This is a genomic window from Alkalispirochaeta americana, assembly GCF_900156105.1.
Classification (GTDB): domain Bacteria; phylum Spirochaetota; class Spirochaetia; order DSM-27196; family Alkalispirochaetaceae; genus Alkalispirochaeta; species Alkalispirochaeta americana.
The window spans coordinates 321361-339993 of the sequence record NZ_FTMS01000001.1 but is presented as its reverse complement, the minus strand read 5'-3'; the positions used below and the strand labels follow the sequence as shown (position 1 = coordinate 339993).

The window sequence follows — 18633 nt, the reverse complement described above, 5'->3', positions numbered from 1 at the left end:
TCCGCTGTTTATGCCGTCGACATTCTCCTAACATTGGAACATTCCTATTCTCTCCCCCATGAAGACCCTCTGCTGGTTAACCCTCGTTTTTTTTAGTCTTGCGACCCCGCTTCTGTCAGCCCAAGTGTCTATCGGGGATTCAACCCGGATTCCCGGGCAGGAACCGCCGCTGGAGCTGGATGTGGAAACAGCCGTCGACCTTGCCCTGGCAGCTCATCTGGGCCTCCGGTCGCGGAGAATAGACACCCTCATGGCTGCCCGGGACTACCAGTACCGGCACTCCCTCTTTATTCCCGAGATCGCCCTCCAGGGTTCACTGGCACGACCGAACGAGTCTCCGGAAGCGTTCCTTCCCGGCCAGGACGATCCGGCACGGTGGCGTCTGGACACAGCCCTCTCGGCGACCCTCACCCTCTCGCCCCAAATGATTCATTCCATACGAGCCGTAACTCAGTCCTACCGGGACTCCCGGGTTGAACTGGAGGATGCTACCCGGGAAATCGATCTGGAGGTCCGCAAAGCCTTTTATCAGCTCCTGATGCAGGAGGAACAACTTCTTCTGGGAGAACGTCGACTGGAAGCCGCCCTGGAACGGGTAGAGGAGGTCCGGAATCAGTACGAAGCCGGTCTGGTGGACGAACTCACCCTGCGGCAGGTCCAGGTTTCTGCAGAGAACCAGAGACCAGCCCTGGTACAGCAGCGCCGGAGCCTTCAGACTGCCCGGTACCGCCTGGGAACCACCCTGGGGATTCGCACCATGGAGGGAGTTCACCTCACGGGGAAGGTCGAACCGGAAGAGCTCCTCCAGCTCGATCAGGAGGAACTTCTGGGACTCGCATCCCGGAACGACCAGGTCCGGGCCGCGCAGCGGGCCATCGAATCGGCCAGAATTCAAAAAGATCTGGCCCGTTCTGCCCTGATGCCGAGCCTCTCTCTGGGGGTATCCCTGGCCCCGTCCCTCACGGGGGATCCCTGGTCGGATGATCTCTGGCAGGGCCGGAACTGGGACGACGGAGGAAGCTTCTCCGTGACCCTGCGCCAGCCCCTGGACGGATTTCTGCCGGGTTCCTCCACCCGACAAAAAATAGAAAACCAGGAAGACCGGATTATCCAGGCCCGCATCGGGGTAGCGGAGGTGCTGGAATCGGTGGAGGTCCGGGTAGTGGATCTTCTGGGATCTCTTGAGTCTTCGGCTGAGGCGATGCAGTCGATCCGGAGCAATATAGCTCTGGCAGAACGGACCTACGAACTGGCCCGGGAGGCCTACGCCGGCGGGCTCCGTGACTATTCCGTAGTGCGCGATGCCGAAATAGACCTGGCCGATGCCCGGCTTCAGCTTCTGCAGGAACAGCACACCTACCGGGATCTGCTTCTGGACCTTTCGCACCTGCTACAGACCCCTCTCCCGGGAGAAACCCGGGACACATCAGAGCAAACCTCATCAGAGAAAAGCACATCGGAAAGATGAGAGAAGGAGAACCCGTTATGAAAAACCCCGGCATGAAAATACCTGGATCATCAAAAAAGCCGGTGACGATGGCCCTCTTCCCGCTGTTATTCCTGGCCCTGGCGATTCTCGCCGGCTGCGGGGGGCCCCGGACCGAAAGCCCCCCGAGGGAAGATCAGGAACAGTACGCAACCACCGTGGAGGTGATCACCCTGGCCCCGTCCCCCCTGCGGGACTACCTGGATATTCCCGCAGAGATCAGCCCCGCCTCACAGGTGGAGGTCTTTGCCGATGTGGCAGGCGAACTCCTGGATCTGCCCGTGCAGGAGGGAGACCGGGTCACACGAGACCAGCTTCTGGCCAGGATAGATCCCTCCCGGGCGGGGCAGCGCTTCTCCCTCAGCTCTATCACCGCACCCATCAGTGGAACCGTGGTAGAACTCCCCTTTCAGGCCGGTTCCCGGATCAACCTTCAGACACCGGTGGCCCGAATAGCCACCACCGATGACCTGGAACTGACCACCCGCATCCCGGAGCGTTATATTTCCCGAATCGACCGCGACACCCCCGTAGAGGTTCGGCTCGATGCCCTTCCGGAAGAGGTGTTTTCCGCCAGGATTTCCAGAATGAGCCCCCTGGCAGACCCCGAAAGCAGGACCATCGGGGCTACCCTGGTCTTTCTGAAGGGGGACCGGAGGATCCGGCCGGGATTCTTTGCCCGAACCCGAATCATTCTGGAAGAGCAGCCCCGGGCGCTGGTCGTTCCCCAGGACGCAGTGATCCGCCACCACCGGGAGGGAACCTACGTCTTCGTGGTGGATGACGAAAACACAGCCTACCAGAGGCCTGTCTCACTGGGCATAGAGATAGACGGCCTGGCGGAACTCCGCCAGGGAGTCTCTGAAGGCGAGCGGGTCATCATTCGCGGTCAGAACCGGGTCTCCGACGGAACCCCGGTGCGCCTTCTGGAGGAGAATCTCCGATGATCATACGCAGCGTTGTCGACAGGCCCACCACGTTTTTTGTGATCTTCGCCATTTTCATCGGCTTTGGCGCGTACACAGCTCTGGATCTCTCCATAGATCTGTTACCGGAAATCGATCCACCAGTGCTCCTGGTAACAACCGACTACGATGGAGCCGGCCCCGAAGAGGTGGAGCGCCTGGTGACACGCCCTCTGGAATCTCTCCTGAGCAATGTCTCCAACATACACTCCCTGACCTCCACCACCGGTCAGGGCAACAGCATGGTGATCGTCGAGTTCTCCTGGGGAACGAACATGGATTCCGCCACCAACGACATCCGGGACCGGCTGGAACTGGCCCGGGGAGCCCTCCCCGACGATGCATCATCGCCGATGATCTTCCGCTTCGACCCGTCCATGATCCCCGTACTGATGCTCCAGCTGACAGGAGACCGATCGCCCGATGAGCTCCGGGAAATCGCACTGGATCTGGTTCAACCCCGGCTTGAGCAGATCGAAAATATTGCCCAGGCCCAGATTCAGGGTGGACAGGAGCAGGTGGTTCGGGTCGATCTCCTGCGAAACCGGCTGGATGCCTACGGCCTTACGATCTCGGAAATCTCCCAGGCCGTGGCCTCCCAGAACCGGGAGATCGGCGGGGGCCAGCTGATCGAGGGGGACACCGACTTTGTGGTACGCACGACGGGGGAGTTTTCCTCCCTCCGGGAGATCGAGGAGGCCCAGGTGGCCCGGCGTGGAGACACCCCGGTGCGGCTGGGGGACCTCGGGCGCGTATCCCTGGGAACCCGCCGGGAAACCGAGGCTGTCTATATTAATGGCGTTCCCGGGGTATACATCAATGTTCAGAAACAGAGCGATACCAACTCCGTGGAAGCAGCAGATAACGTTCTGTCCCGGCTCGACCGGATCAACCAGGAACTCCCCGACGGAGTCCGGCTGAGCGTGATCAACGATACCACTGAATCTATCAGAAACTCCCTGACAACGGTTACCAGTCAGGCCCTCATGGGGGCTCTCCTGGCGGTGATCATCCTCTTTGTCTTTTTGCGAAGCCTCAAGTCCACTCTGGTTATCGCCGTTTCGATCCCCGCCTCGATTGTGATCACCCTGACGATCATGTATTTCTCCGGATTGACCTTGAACCTCATGACCCTGGCCGGCCTGGCCCTGGGAGTAGGTCTGCTGGTGGATAACTCCATCGTCATCTTGGAAAATATTTATCGTTACCGTGAAAAAGGAGTGAAACTGCGACCAGCAGCCCTTCTGGGAACCCGGGAGATGGTGAACGCCATCGTGGCGGCCACCCTCACATCGGTGTGCGTCTTTGTTCCCCTGGTGCTCTTTCGGGAGCGCCTTGAAATTGCGGGGGAGCTCTTTGCGGGGCTTGCCTTCACCGTGGTGATCTCCCTGATATCGTCTCTTCTGGTGGCAATTTTTCTGGTTCCTGTCCTGGCCAGCCACTACTTCCCCCTGATCACCCCGGCCCAGCGGCCTCTCCGGGGATTTCTGAAGAGACTGGACTGGATCATGGCTTCCCTCTTTGCCCGGCTGGACCGGGGCTACCTCGGCCTTCTGGGCCTGGTGCTGCGCCACAAGATAATCACCACCCTGCTGGTCCTCTCCCTCTTCGGGGGGAGCCTCGGGCTGATAGGGTTCACGGGATTCGAACTGTTCCCTGCCCAGGACGAGGATAGTCTGGAGCTCAACGTGACCATGCCCGTGGGAACCCGCCTGGGCCGAACCGAAGAGATTCTCCTGGAACTCTATGATATTGTCCGTCACGAGATAGCAGGGTTCCAGCACATCGTGGTTGACGCCGGAGGAGGAGGAACCGGAAGACCTTTCGGAGGTGGCTCCTCCCATACCGGTTCCATCACCATAACCCTCCCTCCCTACCAGGAACGGATTGAATCCGCCCGGGAAATCCAGGAACGACTGCGTCCCTATTTTGCCCGTTTTCCCGGGGTGGAGTTCTCCTTTGGAAGCGGCCAGGGAGGGCTGGGCGGGGGGCGTCCCATCAGCATCCGGATACGAACCGACGATACGAACCGGGCCGGGGAGATCAGCGACCGGATACTGAAAATTCTCGAGGAGATCCCCGAAGCTCTGGATCCCGAGTCTGACCTTACCCAAGGGCTTCCCCAGATCGACGTCCGGATAGACCGGGAACGGGCCTACGCCATGGGTCTGAGCATCACCACTATCGGCCAGGAGATACGGGCCAACATAGAGGGTATCACGGCATCGCAGTTCCGCCGCGATGGTGATGAGTACGATATTGTGCTCATCCTGGATGAATCAGACCGGACCCACCTGCCCGACCTGGATCGCATCACCGTGACCAGCTCCAGCGGAATACGAGTGCCCCTCTCCAGTGTCGCCTCCTACCGGAGAACCTCGGGCCCCGTGACGATCCGCCGTGAAGCCCAGGCGCGGCAGGTTACGGTAGAGGCGGATCTGGCCCCGGGAGCCCAGCTGGTCCAGACGGAGCAGGAGATACGCCGCCTCCTGAACGAAAGAGTCCCTCCCGAGGAAGGGGTGGTCATCCTCTTTGCCGGAGATTTTGAGGACCTCCAGCGGTACGGTCAGGTCTTCCTGGCGATCATCGTGGTAGCCATAATCCTGGTTTTCGGGGTGATGGCAGCCCAGTTCGAATCCTTTGTGGACCCCTTCATCATCTTCTTCACTATTCCGCTCACCCTGATCGGAGTGATCGTCGCCCATCTTCTCATGGGGGTAAACCTGAGCATCCTGAGCGCCGTGGGGTTCGTCATGCTCGTGGGGATTGTGGTGAACAACGGTATTGTCCTGGTGGACTACACAAACCTTCTGCGGAAGCGGGGCGTTCCCCTCACCGAGGCTTGTCTCCAGGCAGGAGAAAACCGGCTCCGGCCGATCCTCATGACTAACCTCACCACCATTCTGGGGCTCGTGCCAGTCTCGTTTCTGGAGGGGCAGGGGTCAGAACTGATTCGGCCCATCGGCATTACCGTGGTGGGAGGGCTCACGGCGAGCGCCATCCTGACGCTCTTTTTTGTACCGCTCCTCTATGCTGCCATAAACAGCAAGACCGACATTTTCAGGAAACGACGCCAGGCCAGGCTTGAGCGACGCTTCGAGCATTATTTCGATGAGGATCATCGGGAAAACACGAAAGGAGTCTTGCCATGACCAAAACCAGGAGCTGTCTCCGGGTGGAAATAATTCTGAACCAGGCAATAGAGGAGGACCTCTTTGATCGATTCCAGGCCCACCAGACAGGAACGGCCTTCACCCGGCTGTGCCCCGTCTTCGGCCGAGGATCGAGCGGAGAACGCCGGGGCGATCAAGTCTGGCCCGAGGAGAACGTCCTGATACTGATCTATTGCGACCGGGAGGAAAAGGATCGTCTTGTCCGGGCCGTGAGGGAGGTAAAAGCTCTCTATCCCGGAGAGGGGATCAAGCTCTTTTCCTCGACGGTAGATCTTCAGGAAGTATAACGATTCAGGAGCAGACGCAGTATAATGGGAGTCGGGAGAGCTATGACCGGATCAATATTGATTGTCGAAGACGATGCCGATATCGCTCAACTGATGAGCGCCTATCTTCACAGGGAAGGATTCAGCACGGAAATTGCCGGAACCGGCGAGGCTGCTATTGCGGCATTGAAGTCACACCCCCGGGATCTGATCCTGCTGGACATAAACCTGCCCGGCATAGACGGCTTCGAGGTTCTCCAGAACCTGCGACGCACCGGGGACACTCCGGTGATCATCATGACCGCTCGCCGTGAAGACATGGACGTGGTCTTCGGCTTGGGCGCCGGAGCCGATGAATACGTGACCAAACCCTTCTCGCCCCGAGTTCTGGTAGCTCGCGTCCGGGCTCTCCTTCGGAGAGTTCAGGTAGAACAGCGAGGAAGTGTATCCTTGTCGAAGGAAGGAACCCAATCGCTCCCTCCCGAGGGAGAGGCAGGGGCAATCCGGCTGGGAGCGGTATCGGTACACCTGGAAACATCACAGGTCATAAAGGAAGGAACAGAAATCTCCCTGGCACCCCGGGAGTTTGCCCTTCTGCGCTATCTGATCCAGCGGAAGGGGAGACCGGCCGGTCCCCGGGAGATTTACGAGGCCGTCTGGGGAAACGACTACGGAGATCTTTCCAGCGTGGCTGTTCACATTCAACGGTTGCGCCGCAAGCTGGAGGAGGACCCTGCCGATCCACAGTATATCATCACCCGCCACGGCTACGGCTACGTTCTTCTCTGCAGCCCCCCCGCCTCCACCCGGGAAACCGCCCCATGAAGCACAGCACAAAAATCAGGGCCATGATCATTGCCCTCACCCTGACCCCCTTCTTTCTCATTACCTTCTCCTACTACATGATCACCACCTTCTCCCGAGAAGTCGCTCTCTTCCGGGAGGTCCTGGAATGGCAGGAATGGGTCGAGACAAAACTAACTGATCAAATACGGCAGGGAACGCTTGCCCAGGAGGATCTGAAAAATCGGGATTTTGCCTTTGTCGTACTGAGCGAGGAGATGGAGGTAGCAGCCGGTTCTCCCGGGACTCATCCGGTAAGGACGGCCCTTGCAGAAAGTCATGACCCCAGACAGGAGTTGCTGACCCACATCGAGGAGCAACTGGGAGAGACCCGATTCAGCCTCCTGTCGGTTCAGGCCCCCGGTAATGAGCGGTATTATGTGATCTACGAACACCCCGTGATCAAGCCACCCGGGGGACATCCCGGAAGGCGGCATCTGTTGCCCCTTACTTTAGTAGCCCTGGCCCTTGTGGCTGGAAGCCTTGTCGGCACCGCCATTTTGCAGGACTTTTCCAGCAAACTGAACGTTCTCCGCGATGCCACCCATCGCATGGCCGCAGGCGATATAACCACCCCCGTTCCTGCAGCATATCGTGATGAGTTCGGCCTTCTGGCTCAGGATCTGGAGTTCCTTCGTCTCACCCTGGACCAGGCACGGACACAGCGAACCCGGATGTTCATGGGGCTTTCTCACGATCTGAGCACTCCCCTGACTACCATCAAAGGATATGTTGAAGCCCTGGAAGACAACGTCTTCGGTGAACCCCAATCACGCCAGCAGGCACTCCAGGCGATTTCCTCCAAGGCAGATCTGCTCCAGGAGCGAATCGATCAGCTCATCGATTTCTCCCGCCTGGAATCTCCCGATCACCAAGCAATACTGGCCGTGGTCCCTGCCGGAGACTACTTTTCGGACGTTGCCGAAACAATCCGCAGAGACGTGGAACTTACAGGACGATACTTCCTTCAGGAGATCGCAATCCCCCGGAAGAAGTTGATTCAGGTGGACCGCCGCCTGATGGAACGCCTCTTCGAAAATCTCTATCAGAACGCGATCCGCTACACCCAGGAGAAAAACACTGTCTTTTTTCGAGTTCACCCACGAGAAAAAGATACAATCTTTGAACTGGAATTCGCTGATGACGGCCCGGGTTTCGGCGAAGTTTCTCCACGCGAGGTCTTTGAACCCTTCCGCCGGGGCTCCCACGGCAGGAACGAACCGGGCCTCGGCTTCGGCCTCACCACGGTGCGATCCATCGCCGAAACCCTGGGGTTTACCGTTTCAGCAGGACCATCTCCCGAAGGAGGGGCCTCTATCACCGTGAGAGGCCCCCTGATACCGGGAAAGCCCGGTTCGTCAGAGTGAATCCATCGTCACCAGGGGAACATCTTTTGTAGCGGCTCCTCCCAGGGTCTCCAGCCGGGAACCATCAAAGCGGTAGCCCTCGGAAGTGAGTGGCCACAGAAGGGGCATCAGCGAGTGGATTGCACCGGAGAATCCCTGGAGAATCGCTCCCAGGTTCTCCGTCCCCCGCGAGAGCTCGGCCTCATTCTCTATGGAAAAGGGGCCGGAAAAGCCCTTCTCCAGCAAGGCCTCCACAAAGGCACGCCAGTCCATGCTGTCGCTGCCTCCGAACCCGGGAAGCATGGCTTCGTAGTTCAGACGATCCCACTCGTGGGCCGGAACGGGAACCCCCGCCCGCTCGGCCAGATCCCGGGAGACAAGCTGCATGGCATACATCCCCCCCCAGTGAGCCGCTATGCTGTTTTTCTTGAGACGCGTGGCCTTTACGTGGACCATCTTTATTCGAGAGAAGTCGGAATGGCGTAACACCTCCACCGGATCTGTGTGCTGCCACACATCGTGGGAGGGATCGTAGATCTCCCCGTGGGCGGCGCTTGGAATAAGGGTATACATGAGCTTTCGGGCCGCCAGCGTTCCCGGCAGGTTGTTATAGGTCGACGTGTATCCCGGGGAGCGCCATCCTTCCATGGGGCAATTTTCGTAGGTCACAGTAACCCCCAGATCCTCGGCGTACTTGATGATAGGGGTAAAGATGCGCTGATATTCCAGGAGGTTCTTCTCGAAACCGCCCTCGGTATTTCCCAGCTCGTGGTTGTACCCAACAAAAGTCCCCACGCGCACCCCGTTTTTATCGCCCCCCAGAAGATGAGCAATCCGGATCAGCGCCAGCAGATGGTTCTGGTTTCGAACCCGTTCCCCGGGGTCGCCCCCCAGGAGGTTTTCGTAGGCCCCCAGAGAAAATCGCATATCCCGGGCTGCAAAAAGATCCAGCACCTCCTGGGCCCTGCGCGGCGAGAAATCCTCGTAGTCGATATGAGTCGCCACGTGGTCCGTTCTGGTTCCATCGCGACGAAACACACAAACATCCAGACCCTGGGCTCCCAACCCCTCTGCTCTGGCAAGAATCTCTTCCAGCCCCAGCCCCGGAAATGCCGAGGTCATCAGCCAAATAGGATTATTCATTCTCTTCCTCCCCTGCCGTCATTTGTTATCGCGCCGGCGATCCCCGACGCAACACCCCTGTTCTTTCTCTAACCTCGCGGTTTTTCCATCATATTTTTGTGCTGTCCTTCGCCGGACCCTGGACCTTCTGCCACGAACCCGAACGAGCGCTCGTCAGAAGCGCTTCGCAGACCTCAATTTCCCGAAGCCCGTCCCGAAAAGACGGATAATCTCCGGCTGTTCCGGCCTGGACGCTGGAGTAGAAATCGCGCATGAACTGCTTCACCGTATCACCAAATCCCTCCTGGTGCCCCCCGGGATAGGAACAATATTTCCGGGCCTCTTCCTCAAAGGATGAAGGATCCTTGACCTGGACCTGGTTTGTTCCCTCCCTGTTGCCGTACCAGATATGGTTCGGCTCCTCCGAGTTCCACCCGGCGGCCTGCTCCAAACCATGGATCTCAAAATTCAGGTAACACTTCCGGCCCGCCGCAACCTGGCTGAAGAGGGCGCTCCCCTGAACGCCCTGGTCTGTCCGAAAGAGGACCGATGCCTGGTCCTCCGTATCGACCTGGTACTCTTCCCAGGCCCCGGAATCGTCCGGCGAGGAAGGCGCCGATGAAAAGGTCTGAACCGAACCCAGGGGTTTTCTGCGGACGGGGTGAACCGTGGAGAAATCGGCGCAAACCTGCTGAACCTGCTGCCCCGTGAGAAACTCGATCATGTCAAACCAATGCGACGCCAGGTCTCCCACCACCCGGGTGTCGCCCGCCTTGGATGATTCCAGACGCCAGTTGTAGTCATCCCGATAGAGGAGCCAATCCTGAAGAAACCCTCCGTGGATATTCACAAGTTTCCCCAGATGGCCCGACCGGATTTTCCGTTTCAGGTTTTGAACCAGGGGGTAATAGCGAAGGTTGAAATGCACCCCGTGAAAAAGCCCCCGGCTGGTCGCCAGTTCGACCAGCTCCTCTCCCTCGGCACGGGTCAGGGCGAGGGGCTTCTCGCACACCACATGCTTCCCCGCCAGCAGGGCCGCCTTCACCATACCGTGATGAAGATGGTTGGGAGAGCATACATGAACAGCATCGATCTCCCGGTCCTGAAGCATCTCTTCCCAGGACTCGTAGGCCTTGGGAAGGCCGTACCTGCGCGCCGTTGCCCGGGCCTTGTCCAGGGAGGTTCCTGCCACACCAACAGCCTGGACCAGATCGGGGTTTCTCTGAAGTCCTTCTATATGGACAGGGCCGATCAGACCCGTTCCTATTACACCAACTCTCATTACACTCATATCCATTCTCCTTCACGCCATCACATGCGAAGTTTCTTATCGCGGCCGTACATAAAAATCAGTAAAAGGAGAACCACCCCGAAGGTGATATTCCTGCCAAATTGTTCCATCCTGAGCGTTATCAAGAGGCTTTCAAGCAACTGCAGCATGATCGCCCCAAAAAACACCCCTCGATATCCCCCCACTCCTCCTGTAAGGGCCGTTCCGCCCACAACAACCGCCACAACCGACGCAAGGGTGTATTTGTCCCCCAGAGTGATGTTGTAGACAGAGCCCAGATAGCCCAGGTAGAGGAAACCTGCCAGCCCGGCCAGAAGCGAACAGAGTCCGAAGGTGATAATCCTCATGGGGACAACGGACACACCCGAGAGCTTCGCTGCCGTCTCGTTGCTTCCCAAAGCGTAGAGATTCATGCCGTAGCGACTGTTATGGAGAAGGACCAGCACCAGCACCGCGATAAGAATCCACCAGAAGAGGATTCCCGGAACGCCCCCTATTCGTCCCACAACCAGGATCCTCAGCAGCGGAGACGCCCCTCCCACGGGAACACCGCCAGTAATAAACCTGTTGGTGGCAGCCACAATAATCCCCATGCCCAGGGTCATCACCAGGGGAGGTATTCCGAAAAAGACCACCCCCGTGCCGTTGAGAAGTCCCACCAAAAAGGAAAAGAAGAGCACTGCCAGGAGCGCCAGCATCAGTCTCTGATCCTGTTGCCTCATGACGGCGCCCCCCACAATCGCCCCGAAGGTCACCAGATTTCCCACGGAAAGATCAATCCCGTTCTTTCCGCCGATTACCACCAAACTCTGACCGGCAGCTACGATTCCCAAAAAAGAGGCCACCACCAGCATATTGATAATCTGCCGTGGCGCGGCAAAACCGGGAGAGACAATCTGCCCGATTGCAAGCAAGACCAGGCAGAGCGAGAAGACCAGCACCGTCGGGTCCAGAACCCGGGCGATGTGCTGCTTCATTTCTCCAGAACTGTTATGATTCATCTTTGCTTTTTCCCCTGTTCTTCTTCGAAAGCACTCCACCCGCTGCCAAAGCTCCCACGAGAATGAGACCTTGCATAAGCCGCTGAAAGTTGACCGGTATCCCCAGGAAGAAGATGGCGTCGTTGACCAGCTTCAGAATGGCAGCTCCGAAGACACTTCCCACGGGACCACCGATACCACCGGCCAGACTCGTTCCTCCCAGAGCAACGGCGCTGATCGATTCCAGATCGTAGCCCTGTCCCGCGTAGGGATTACCCGTGATCGTCTCTCCCAGAATGCAGAACGAGGCCAGCGAAACGAAAACGCTGCAGATCATGTATGACGAAAGTCGTATCCGTGCCACGGGAAGACCCGTTTCAAACGCAGCGGGGGCATTGCCCCCCACGGCCTTCAGGTGTACCCCGAAGGAGCTTTTTTTCAGGACCCAGGACAGCCCGAAAAGGGCAAGCACCACCCAGACGACCAGAGGAAAGAAGAGGAACTGTCCCGAGTAGAGATCATACAACTCCATGGGCACGCCTCCGCCCGATTCGGGCCGTATCCATAGGGCCAGCCCGGTCCAGATGATCCCCGTGGCAAAGGTCGTGATGATGGGCTGAAACCGCAGATAGGCTACGCAAAAACCGTTCACCGCCCCCGCAGCCAGCCCTGCGGCAATTCCGCACAGAAGCCCCAGGACGATACTCGGGGGAGAAAACCCGCCTGCAGCCATCACCTCAACAGCCGTGACATTCACCAGGGCGATCATGGTTCCCACGGAAAGATCGATACCTCCCCCGAGAATAACAAAGGTCTGGCCGTAGGCAGCCAGTATGAGAGGAAGCCACGTTCTCAACTTGACAAGCAGGTTGTAGGGCAGAATGTAGCCGGGCTGCACCGCCGTAATCACCGCCACCAGGGCTAGCATCACCAGAAACGACAATCTCCAGGCCTCGCCCTTCAGAAAGAACATTTTCACCCCCGACGCTGCACCGGCCAGGGAAAAGAACTGTTTCACCACGATTTACCTTCCTTCCTCGGCGGGATCGTCCACCCCCAGGGCAGCTCGGTACAGGGTCGACTCGTTCAGATCCTTGCCGGAGAGCTCCCGGATCACCCGCCCCTCGCGGAAAACCAGCACCCTGTCGGCGTTTTGCAAAAGCTCCTGATCATCCGAGGAGTTCCAGATTACCGAACACCCGGCCTGGCACATTCGCTCCATCAGCTCGTAGAGATCTTTTTTCGTTTTCACATCGACACCCTTGGTGGGATCATCCATGAGGATGACTGCAGGGTTGTTCAGAAGCCACCTGCCGATGATAACTTTTTGCTGGTTTCCTCCGCTCAAGGTGCTCACAGGTCTGTCCAGCGTATCGTAGACCAGCCCCAGATCCTGGATAACCGAATCGGCAGAGCCTTTCAGAGTTTTCCGGCGAAAAAGAGGCATTGTGTTCAGGATAACCCTGGAAATAAAGAGGTTTTCCAGGATGGAACGGATGAGGAAAACCCCGTATTTTTTTCGGTCTCCCGAGATATACGCCAGGGACTCCCTCATGGCCTGTTTGGGAGATTTCAGGGAAACCGCTCTCCCCTCCCGTTCCAGCGTTCCCTCGTGTAATGGCTCTACACCAAAAAGGGTCAGAAGGAACGCTCGTTGGCCCTGCCCCTGAAGCCCCCCAAGACCAAGGATCTCACCCTGCCCCAGGGAAAAATCTATTTCCCTGATAGAACGTCCCGACAAACCGCGTCCACCCAGAAGCTCCCGCCCCGATCGGTAGGGGGAACTTTTTCGGTACTCGCTTTGAAAGATATCCCCCACCATGAGATGCACGATCTCGTCGCGGGTTATGGAGGAGATGGTGCTACACCCCACATGCTTGCCGCCCCGCATGATGGTAATCCGGTCACCGACCCGAAAGATCTCCTCCAACTTGTGGCTGATGAAAATGATTCCCTTTTCTTTCGCCTTGAGGCGATCCAGAATTCCGAAAAACAGGTCTATCTGTTCTTTGGAAAGCGACGCCGTGGGCTCGTCAAATATCAGAATTTCCGGGTCCCTGGCAAGAACCTTCATGATTTCCACAAGCTGCTGGAGATCAGGAGTAAGGGCATGAACCATGGTCTCCAGGGAGAAACCCCGGGGAAAGAGATCACGAAATTCCGAGAAGATTTCTTCCAGGGCCTCTTCGTTTTTTGTATCCCTGAGAATCCCCAGCCCGTTAACCTTCTCCATTCCCAAAAGAATATTCTGGGCCACCGAGAGGCTCGGAACCAGACTGAGTTCCTGGTAGACCACACCCACCCCCCGTTCCCGGGAAAGGCGCGGCGTTATATCCTCCAAAAGACGATCCTTCACCCGAACCGTACCGGAGTCAGGCCGGACCACACCGGAGATCACCTTGCAGAGAGTGCTCTTCCCGCACCCGTTGGACCCGAGAAGGACATGGACCTCCCCGGACCGCAGATCGAAGTCGGCACCACTCAGGGCTGTGACCCCGCCAAAACGCTTCTTGATTGATTGTGCGCTCAATAATGTCATGTGCTTGTCCTGTGGATCCCCCGCCAAAGCGGGGAGATCCACACAATCAGACGGGTCTTCCCGATAGATCGTCTTCCCGATGCATAATTCGGGAGACCTTACTTGAAGAACTGCTCAGCCTGGGCCGGCGTAATATGCCCGTCCACAGAGTAGTAGTCGGGGTATCCCTTGTATTCGTTGTAGACCGTGTCAAAGTTCAGGTTGGTAACCACCACCGGAACGGGAACATAAAGGGTATTCCCGAACGGTCCTGACAGGACGCCATCCTTCAGTTCGCGCCCCTTCAGGAGCTGAACGGCAACTTCCAGAGCAGACGCCATACATCCCGGAGGGTTGGCAACACCAATCCCGTCGATTCCCGTCTCTTTCCAGAGGTTGAGGTACCCCACCCGAGCTTCACCGGTTACGTAGATATCGTCCCGACCGGCAGAACGGATCGCCCGGAGCGCTCCCTCGGCCATGCCATCCTGGACCCAGACCCCGTTGATGTCGGGATAGGTGGCAAGGAGGTTCTGCATGGTGGACTGCCCCAGAGCGTTGTCCCAGTCTGCATTCACCTGGTTGAGAATTTCGATCCCCGAAGCATCACGAAACACCTCGGTATATCCTCTGACACGGGCTGTGTTGGCGGGATGACCGGAAATTCCGTTGATAGCAACAATCTTCCCCTGGTCCCCAAGCTTGTCCACAAGCCACCTGGCGCTGATCCGTGCCCACTCGGCCTGGTCAATTGCCACGTTTATTGCATCGGGGGATGATACCTCTGTATCGGTGGCGATCACGATGATTCCCCGCTGGACCGCTTCACGAATGACGGGGTTCAGGGCGTTGGCATCGGCCGGGTTCACCAGGATCACATCGGCACCGCGAGAGATCAGGTTTCTGATCTGGTCTATCTGTCCCTCCAGGGGAACATCAAAACTCTGGACAACAACTTCTTTAATGAAACCCTCTCGAATATAGGGCTGTGCGACCTCCTGAACCCGGTCTACCATCTGGGTGCGCCACTCACTCCCTACCCAGGGGTTGCTCACACCAATGACAAACCCTTCAGACTTGGCTTCTCCCCGGCCGGCGGCGCTGACCAAAACGGATACCAAGAGCCCCAGAAGGAGACCCAAAACCAAAACTCTTTTCATCTTCATCCAAACCTCCTCATCCAACATTCCAACGATGATGCTTCACTATAAGACGTAATAATCTTGTCGTCAATCTTTTTTGTGCACTAATCGAACATAATAGTACCAAACCTTGACATAGCTTGATTACGGCTTTAGAGTATCGCTACCATGAGGAGCCTTTACTATCAGACACCGTCGGCGGTGGCGCTTATCTTTCACATCATTCGCACCGAGGGCCCCGTCAACAGAACCGATATCGTCAATAGAACCGGTCTCTCAAAATCAACTGTCTCACTTCAGATCAACCGGCTTCTTTCCCGGGGCCTCATCAGGGAGGAATCACCCGGCACGGGGGAGAAGGCCCGACGCAAACTCAGACTGGAACTTGCCGCTGACTCGGGCTGCGTTGTGGGAGTTCTCCTGGGCATCCACGCCCTGACGATCAATATTTTCAATATTGCCATGACCACCCTGGTGGAAGGGTCCTGGGAGATGACCTCGGTAATTGAACCGGAACCGACAAACCGATTCATCATGGAAAAAATCGAGGAGTTGCTCCAGAAGGCAACAATTCCCCGGGACAAACTTTGGGGAATCGGTATCGGATTCCCCTTTCCTGTGGATTTCCGGAAAGGAACCTCTGATTCCCCTCCGAACTTGCCCCTCTGGAACCAGTATCCCTTAAGAAAGGTCTACGAGGAGCATTTTGGCTGTCCCGTTCTGATAGATAACGACGTAAACGTCATGGCCCTGGGAGAAGGCTTTTCCGGAGCGGCTCAGGAAGAGAAGGACTTCATTTTTGTGAAGGTGGGAACCGGCATTGGCTCGGGTCTCATCCTGGACGGGAAGATATACCGGGGTTCCAAGGGATGCGCTGGAGATATCGGCCACATCGGTATCGATGGAGAAACCCGTCTCTGTCACTGCGGAAACCAGGGGTGTCTTGAGGCTATTGCAGCCGCTCCGGCTATCGCCTCCAAAGGACTGGAGGCGGCCATGACCGGCGAAAGCCCCCTGCTGGAGAATATCCTTCAGTCAAAAAGCCGCATCACCTCCCGGGATGTGGGTGATTGCGCCCAGCGCGGAGACATGGCCTCGATCAGGATTATCCAGGAGAGCGGACGCAAGATCGGCTCTGTTCTGGCCAAGCTGGTGAACTTTGCCAACCCCGGGGCGGTCTATATCGGGGGCGGGGTTGCAAACTCGGGGAATCTCTTTCTCTCGTCCATCAGGGAGTCCATCGTCAAGCGCTCACCCCACCTGGCCACGATCGATCTTTCCATTCGCTTTTCCGAACTCATGGCGCGGAGCGGTCCCTCCGGAGCAGGAATTCTCATCATCGACGAGCTCTTCTCCTTCGCCCGGTTCCAGGAGACCCTGGACCGGCGGCTCCCGGCAGAATAACTCCTTTTCCGAAACGACCCTCCCCGAAAGCGGGTGCTCCGAAAAGGCTCCCGTGAAAACCAGCCGTGAAAACCTTGACAGAAACAAAAAACAGTCCTAGCCTCAAAGAAAACCTTTTCTTAGCTATCCCTGTCTATTTCATAAGGAGGAATTGACCATGCGGAGACAAAAAACGTTACTGTCCCTGATGACGGCCCTGGCCGTGGCCCTTGCCCTGGCGGCAACGGGGTGCGCCGGAACGCCCCCGGAGACACGCCCCGATACGGAGCATACCCTGACGGTCCTCACGACCACGGACCTGCATCAGTACATCATGCCCTACGACTACATCAACGACCGCCCCGACGAGACGATCGGCCTCAGCAAGATCTATACTCTGGTTGAGGCGGCCCGTCAGGAATTCCCCAACACACTTCTCTTCTCGGCAGGCGATGATATCCAGGGAAGTCTCGTGGGAGATCTGGAAGCGGAAGTACAGCCTCTGCAGGGCGACGAGACCCAGGCGATCATCCTGGCGATGAACGCCATGGGCTACGATGCCGCCACCGTGGGAAACCACGAGCTGACCGACTTCGGCCTGGACTTCTTTGAACGGGCCCAAGGGGGCTCAGAGTTCCCCTGGCTTTCAGCAAATATCATGCGGGCCGATAATCCCGAAGAGTTTTACACCGACCCCTATGTCATTCTGGAACGCGAGATCGATGGCATCCCCATCAAGATCGGCGTGATAGGCTTTGTTCCTCCCCATATCATGGACTGGGGCCGCCGCCACCTGGAGGGGAAGATAATTGCTCCCGATATTGCAGAACAGGCCAGAAAGATCGTCCCCCAGGTACGCGAAAAGGCCGATATCGTGATCGCCGTGGCCCACACCGGAATAGATCCGGCCCCGGAAGACTCCTATAGCGCCCGGGGAAACGCCGCCTGGTGGCTCGCCCAGGTTCCGGGAATAGACGCCATGGCTCTGGGACACCAGCACCGCCGCTTTCCGGGAGATTTCGCCAGCCTCGCTGAGGAACACCCCGAGAAAATCGACAACGATCGCGGTCTTCTTCACGGAATTCCTTCGGTGATGCCCGGCGCCTGGGGACGAAACCTCGGCGTGATAGAGCTGAACCTTCGTCACAGCAACGGCTCGTGGCAGGTCGTTTCCGGTGAAAGCCACCTTCGACCCATCACAGAAGAGGTTGCCTCGCATCCCCTGATCGAGGAGATCGTTCGGGAACGGCACGAGCAAACCCTGACCTACGTGCGCACCCCCATCGGGGAGACCGAACGGGAGATCGCCTCCTTTTTCTCCCGCGTGAAAGATACGGCCGTAACGCAGATTGTAAACGAGGCCCAACTCTGGTATGCCCAACAGATCTTTGCCGACACGGAATGGGAAGACATCCCCATTCTCAGCGCGGCCGCTCCCTTTATCGCCGGCAGGAATGGCCCCCTGGACTTCACCCAGGTCTCGCAAGAGGTAAACATCGGCGATGTAACCGATCTCTATGTCTTTCCCAACACGGTCTACGTGGCGAAGCTCAACGGCCTCCAGGTCCGGGACTGGCTGGAGCGCTCTGCCGAGAACTTCAACCAGATCGACCCCGCCAGGGCGGAACCACAGCACCTGGTGAACTACGATTTTCGCGCCTATAACTTCGACGTGATCGAGGGAATCGAGTATCTCCTGGATGTGACAAAACCCGCAGGCAAACGGGTGGTATCGGCAACCTTTGAAGGAACGGAGCTTGCCGAAGAGATGATCTTTCTGGTGATAACAAACAATTACCGGGGTTCCGGCGGCGGAAGTTTCCCTCACATGACAGAGGAGAATATCCTCATGGCCACCACCGATATCAACCGGGAGCAGATTATCAACTATATCAGCCAGCGCCAGGTGATCAATCCCGAACCCTCCCGGAACTGGCGTATCAAGCCCGTGGAAACAGCTGGCCCCCTTTACTTCAGTTCCTCACCTCGGGCAGTGGACTACGTGGATCGCCACAACCTCCAGGGTCTTTCCTTTGTGGAGGAAGACAGCGAGGGCTGGGCCGTCTTCGCCGTGGATCTTCCCCGGCTCTGACGAGTCCCGCCTTGCCAGGGAATCCG

Annotated in this window: 14 protein-coding genes; 8 read left to right on the top strand and 6 right to left on the bottom strand. The window is 57.7% G+C overall.

Annotated elements, in window-relative coordinates; translation table 11 throughout:
- The first annotated feature begins 181 nt into the window (after positions 1-181).
- From BW950_RS01525 to BW950_RS01500, 6 genes are read left to right on the top strand one after another with little or no spacing between them, the layout of a single operon-like run.
- Positions 182-1468 (top strand): TolC family protein, encoded by a 1287-nt coding sequence (locus BW950_RS01525; protein WP_159438699.1) that lies wholly within the window; start codon positions 182-184, stop codon positions 1466-1468.
- 17 nt (positions 1469-1485) lie between these two features.
- The gene (locus BW950_RS01520; protein ID WP_076487513.1) at positions 1486-2433 is read left to right on the top strand and encodes an efflux RND transporter periplasmic adaptor subunit; all 948 of its coding nucleotides are present in this window, start codon (positions 1486-1488) and stop codon (positions 2431-2433) included.
- The gene (locus tag BW950_RS01515) at positions 2430-5603 is read left to right on the top strand and encodes an efflux RND transporter permease subunit (RefSeq protein ID WP_076487512.1); all 3174 of its coding nucleotides are present in this window, start codon (positions 2430-2432) and stop codon (positions 5601-5603) included. Before BW950_RS01520 ends, BW950_RS01515 begins: the two co-directional genes overlap by 4 nt.
- Positions 5600-5911: a PG0541 family transporter-associated protein gene (locus tag BW950_RS01510; protein ID WP_076487511.1), complete on the top strand. Its 312-nt coding sequence runs from the start codon at positions 5600-5602 to the stop codon at positions 5909-5911. Before BW950_RS01515 ends, BW950_RS01510 begins: the two co-directional genes overlap by 4 nt.
- A 42-nt stretch (positions 5912-5953) precedes the next feature.
- Positions 5954-6715 carry a response regulator transcription factor gene (locus BW950_RS01505; RefSeq protein WP_076487510.1) on the top strand — a complete coding sequence of 254 codons (762 nt, stop codon included), beginning with the start codon at positions 5954-5956 and terminating at the stop codon, positions 6713-6715.
- Positions 6712-8100 carry a sensor histidine kinase gene (locus tag BW950_RS01500; RefSeq protein WP_076487509.1) on the top strand — a complete coding sequence of 463 codons (1389 nt, stop codon included), beginning with the start codon at positions 6712-6714 and terminating at the stop codon, positions 8098-8100. Before BW950_RS01505 ends, BW950_RS01500 begins: the two co-directional genes overlap by 4 nt.
- Here the strand turns inward: BW950_RS01500 and BW950_RS01495 are convergent.
- The 6 genes from BW950_RS01495 to BW950_RS01470 all read right to left on the bottom strand — a co-directional run bounded on the left by BW950_RS01495 (position 8092) and on the right by BW950_RS01470 (position 15156).
- Positions 8092-9222 carry a sugar phosphate isomerase/epimerase family protein gene (locus BW950_RS01495; protein WP_076487508.1) on the bottom strand — a complete coding sequence of 377 codons (1131 nt, stop codon included), beginning with the start codon at positions 9220-9222 and terminating at the stop codon, positions 8092-8094. The two genes, BW950_RS01500 and BW950_RS01495, sit on opposite strands and share 9 nt — an antisense overlap.
- A gap of 88 nt (positions 9223-9310) precedes the next feature.
- Positions 9311-10492 (bottom strand): Gfo/Idh/MocA family protein, encoded by a 1182-nt coding sequence (locus tag BW950_RS01490; RefSeq protein ID WP_076487507.1) that lies wholly within the window; start codon positions 10490-10492, stop codon positions 9311-9313.
- Positions 10493-10512: 20 nt separating this feature from the next.
- Complete coding sequence (locus BW950_RS01485; protein WP_083943631.1) at positions 10513-11493, bottom strand: ABC transporter permease; 981 nt, start codon at positions 11491-11493, stop codon at positions 10513-10515.
- On the bottom strand, positions 11483-12490 hold the full coding sequence (locus tag BW950_RS01480) for an ABC transporter permease (protein ID WP_143559084.1): 1008 nt from the start codon (positions 12488-12490) through the stop codon (positions 11483-11485). Before BW950_RS01480 ends, BW950_RS01485 begins: the two co-directional genes overlap by 11 nt.
- A 6-nt stretch (positions 12491-12496) precedes the next feature.
- On the bottom strand, positions 12497-14011 hold the full coding sequence (locus tag BW950_RS01475; RefSeq protein WP_076487505.1) for a sugar ABC transporter ATP-binding protein: 1515 nt from the start codon (positions 14009-14011) through the stop codon (positions 12497-12499).
- 98 nt (positions 14012-14109) lie between these two features.
- Positions 14110-15156 carry an ABC transporter substrate-binding protein gene (locus BW950_RS01470; RefSeq protein ID WP_083943629.1) on the bottom strand — a complete coding sequence of 349 codons (1047 nt, stop codon included), beginning with the start codon at positions 15154-15156 and terminating at the stop codon, positions 14110-14112.
- Positions 15157-15300: 144 nt separating this feature from the next.
- On the opposite strand from BW950_RS01470, the gene BW950_RS01465 reads away from it, so the two are divergent.
- Both BW950_RS01465 and BW950_RS01460 read left to right on the top strand, forming a co-directional pair.
- Positions 15301-16536, top strand: coding sequence for an ROK family transcriptional regulator (locus BW950_RS01465; protein WP_076487504.1), 1236 nt, complete (start codon positions 15301-15303; stop codon positions 16534-16536).
- Positions 16537-16693: 157 nt separating this feature from the next.
- A complete protein-coding gene (locus BW950_RS01460; RefSeq protein WP_076487503.1) occupies positions 16694-18607 on the top strand; it encodes a bifunctional 2',3'-cyclic-nucleotide 2'-phosphodiesterase/3'-nucleotidase in 1914 nt (637 codons plus the stop codon).
- Positions 18608-18633: the final 26 nt, after the last annotated feature.

Bases quoted from the DNA above. Each gene is read 5' to 3' on its own strand.
- BW950_RS01520 (WP_076487513.1), top strand. From the start codon at position 1,486: ATGAAAAACCCCGGCATGAAAATACCTGGATCATCAAAAAAGCCGGTG.
- BW950_RS01515 (WP_076487512.1), top strand. From the start codon at position 2,430: ATGATCATACGCAGCGTTGTCGACAGGCCCACCACGTTTTTTGTGATC.
- BW950_RS01510 (WP_076487511.1), top strand. From the start codon at position 5,600: ATGACCAAAACCAGGAGCTGTCTCCGGGTGGAAATAATTCTGAACCAG.
- BW950_RS01505 (WP_076487510.1), top strand. From the start codon at position 5,954: ATGACCGGATCAATATTGATTGTCGAAGACGATGCCGATATCGCTCAA.
- BW950_RS01500 (WP_076487509.1), top strand. From the start codon at position 6,712: ATGAAGCACAGCACAAAAATCAGGGCCATGATCATTGCCCTCACCCTG.
- BW950_RS01495 (WP_076487508.1), bottom strand. From the start codon at position 9,222: ATGAATAATCCTATTTGGCTGATGACCTCGGCATTTCCGGGGCTGGGG.
- BW950_RS01490 (WP_076487507.1), bottom strand. From the start codon at position 10,492: ATGAGTGTAATGAGAGTTGGTGTAATAGGAACGGGTCTGATCGGCCCT.
- BW950_RS01485 (WP_083943631.1), bottom strand. From the start codon at position 11,493: ATGAATCATAACAGTTCTGGAGAAATGAAGCAGCACATCGCCCGGGTT.
- BW950_RS01475 (WP_076487505.1), bottom strand. From the start codon at position 14,011: ATGACATTATTGAGCGCACAATCAATCAAGAAGCGTTTTGGCGGGGTC.
- BW950_RS01470 (WP_083943629.1), bottom strand. From the start codon at position 15,156: ATGAAGATGAAAAGAGTTTTGGTTTTGGGTCTCCTTCTGGGGCTCTTG.
- BW950_RS01465 (WP_076487504.1), top strand. From the start codon at position 15,301: ATGAGGAGCCTTTACTATCAGACACCGTCGGCGGTGGCGCTTATCTTT.
- BW950_RS01460 (WP_076487503.1), top strand. From the start codon at position 16,694: ATGCGGAGACAAAAAACGTTACTGTCCCTGATGACGGCCCTGGCCGTG.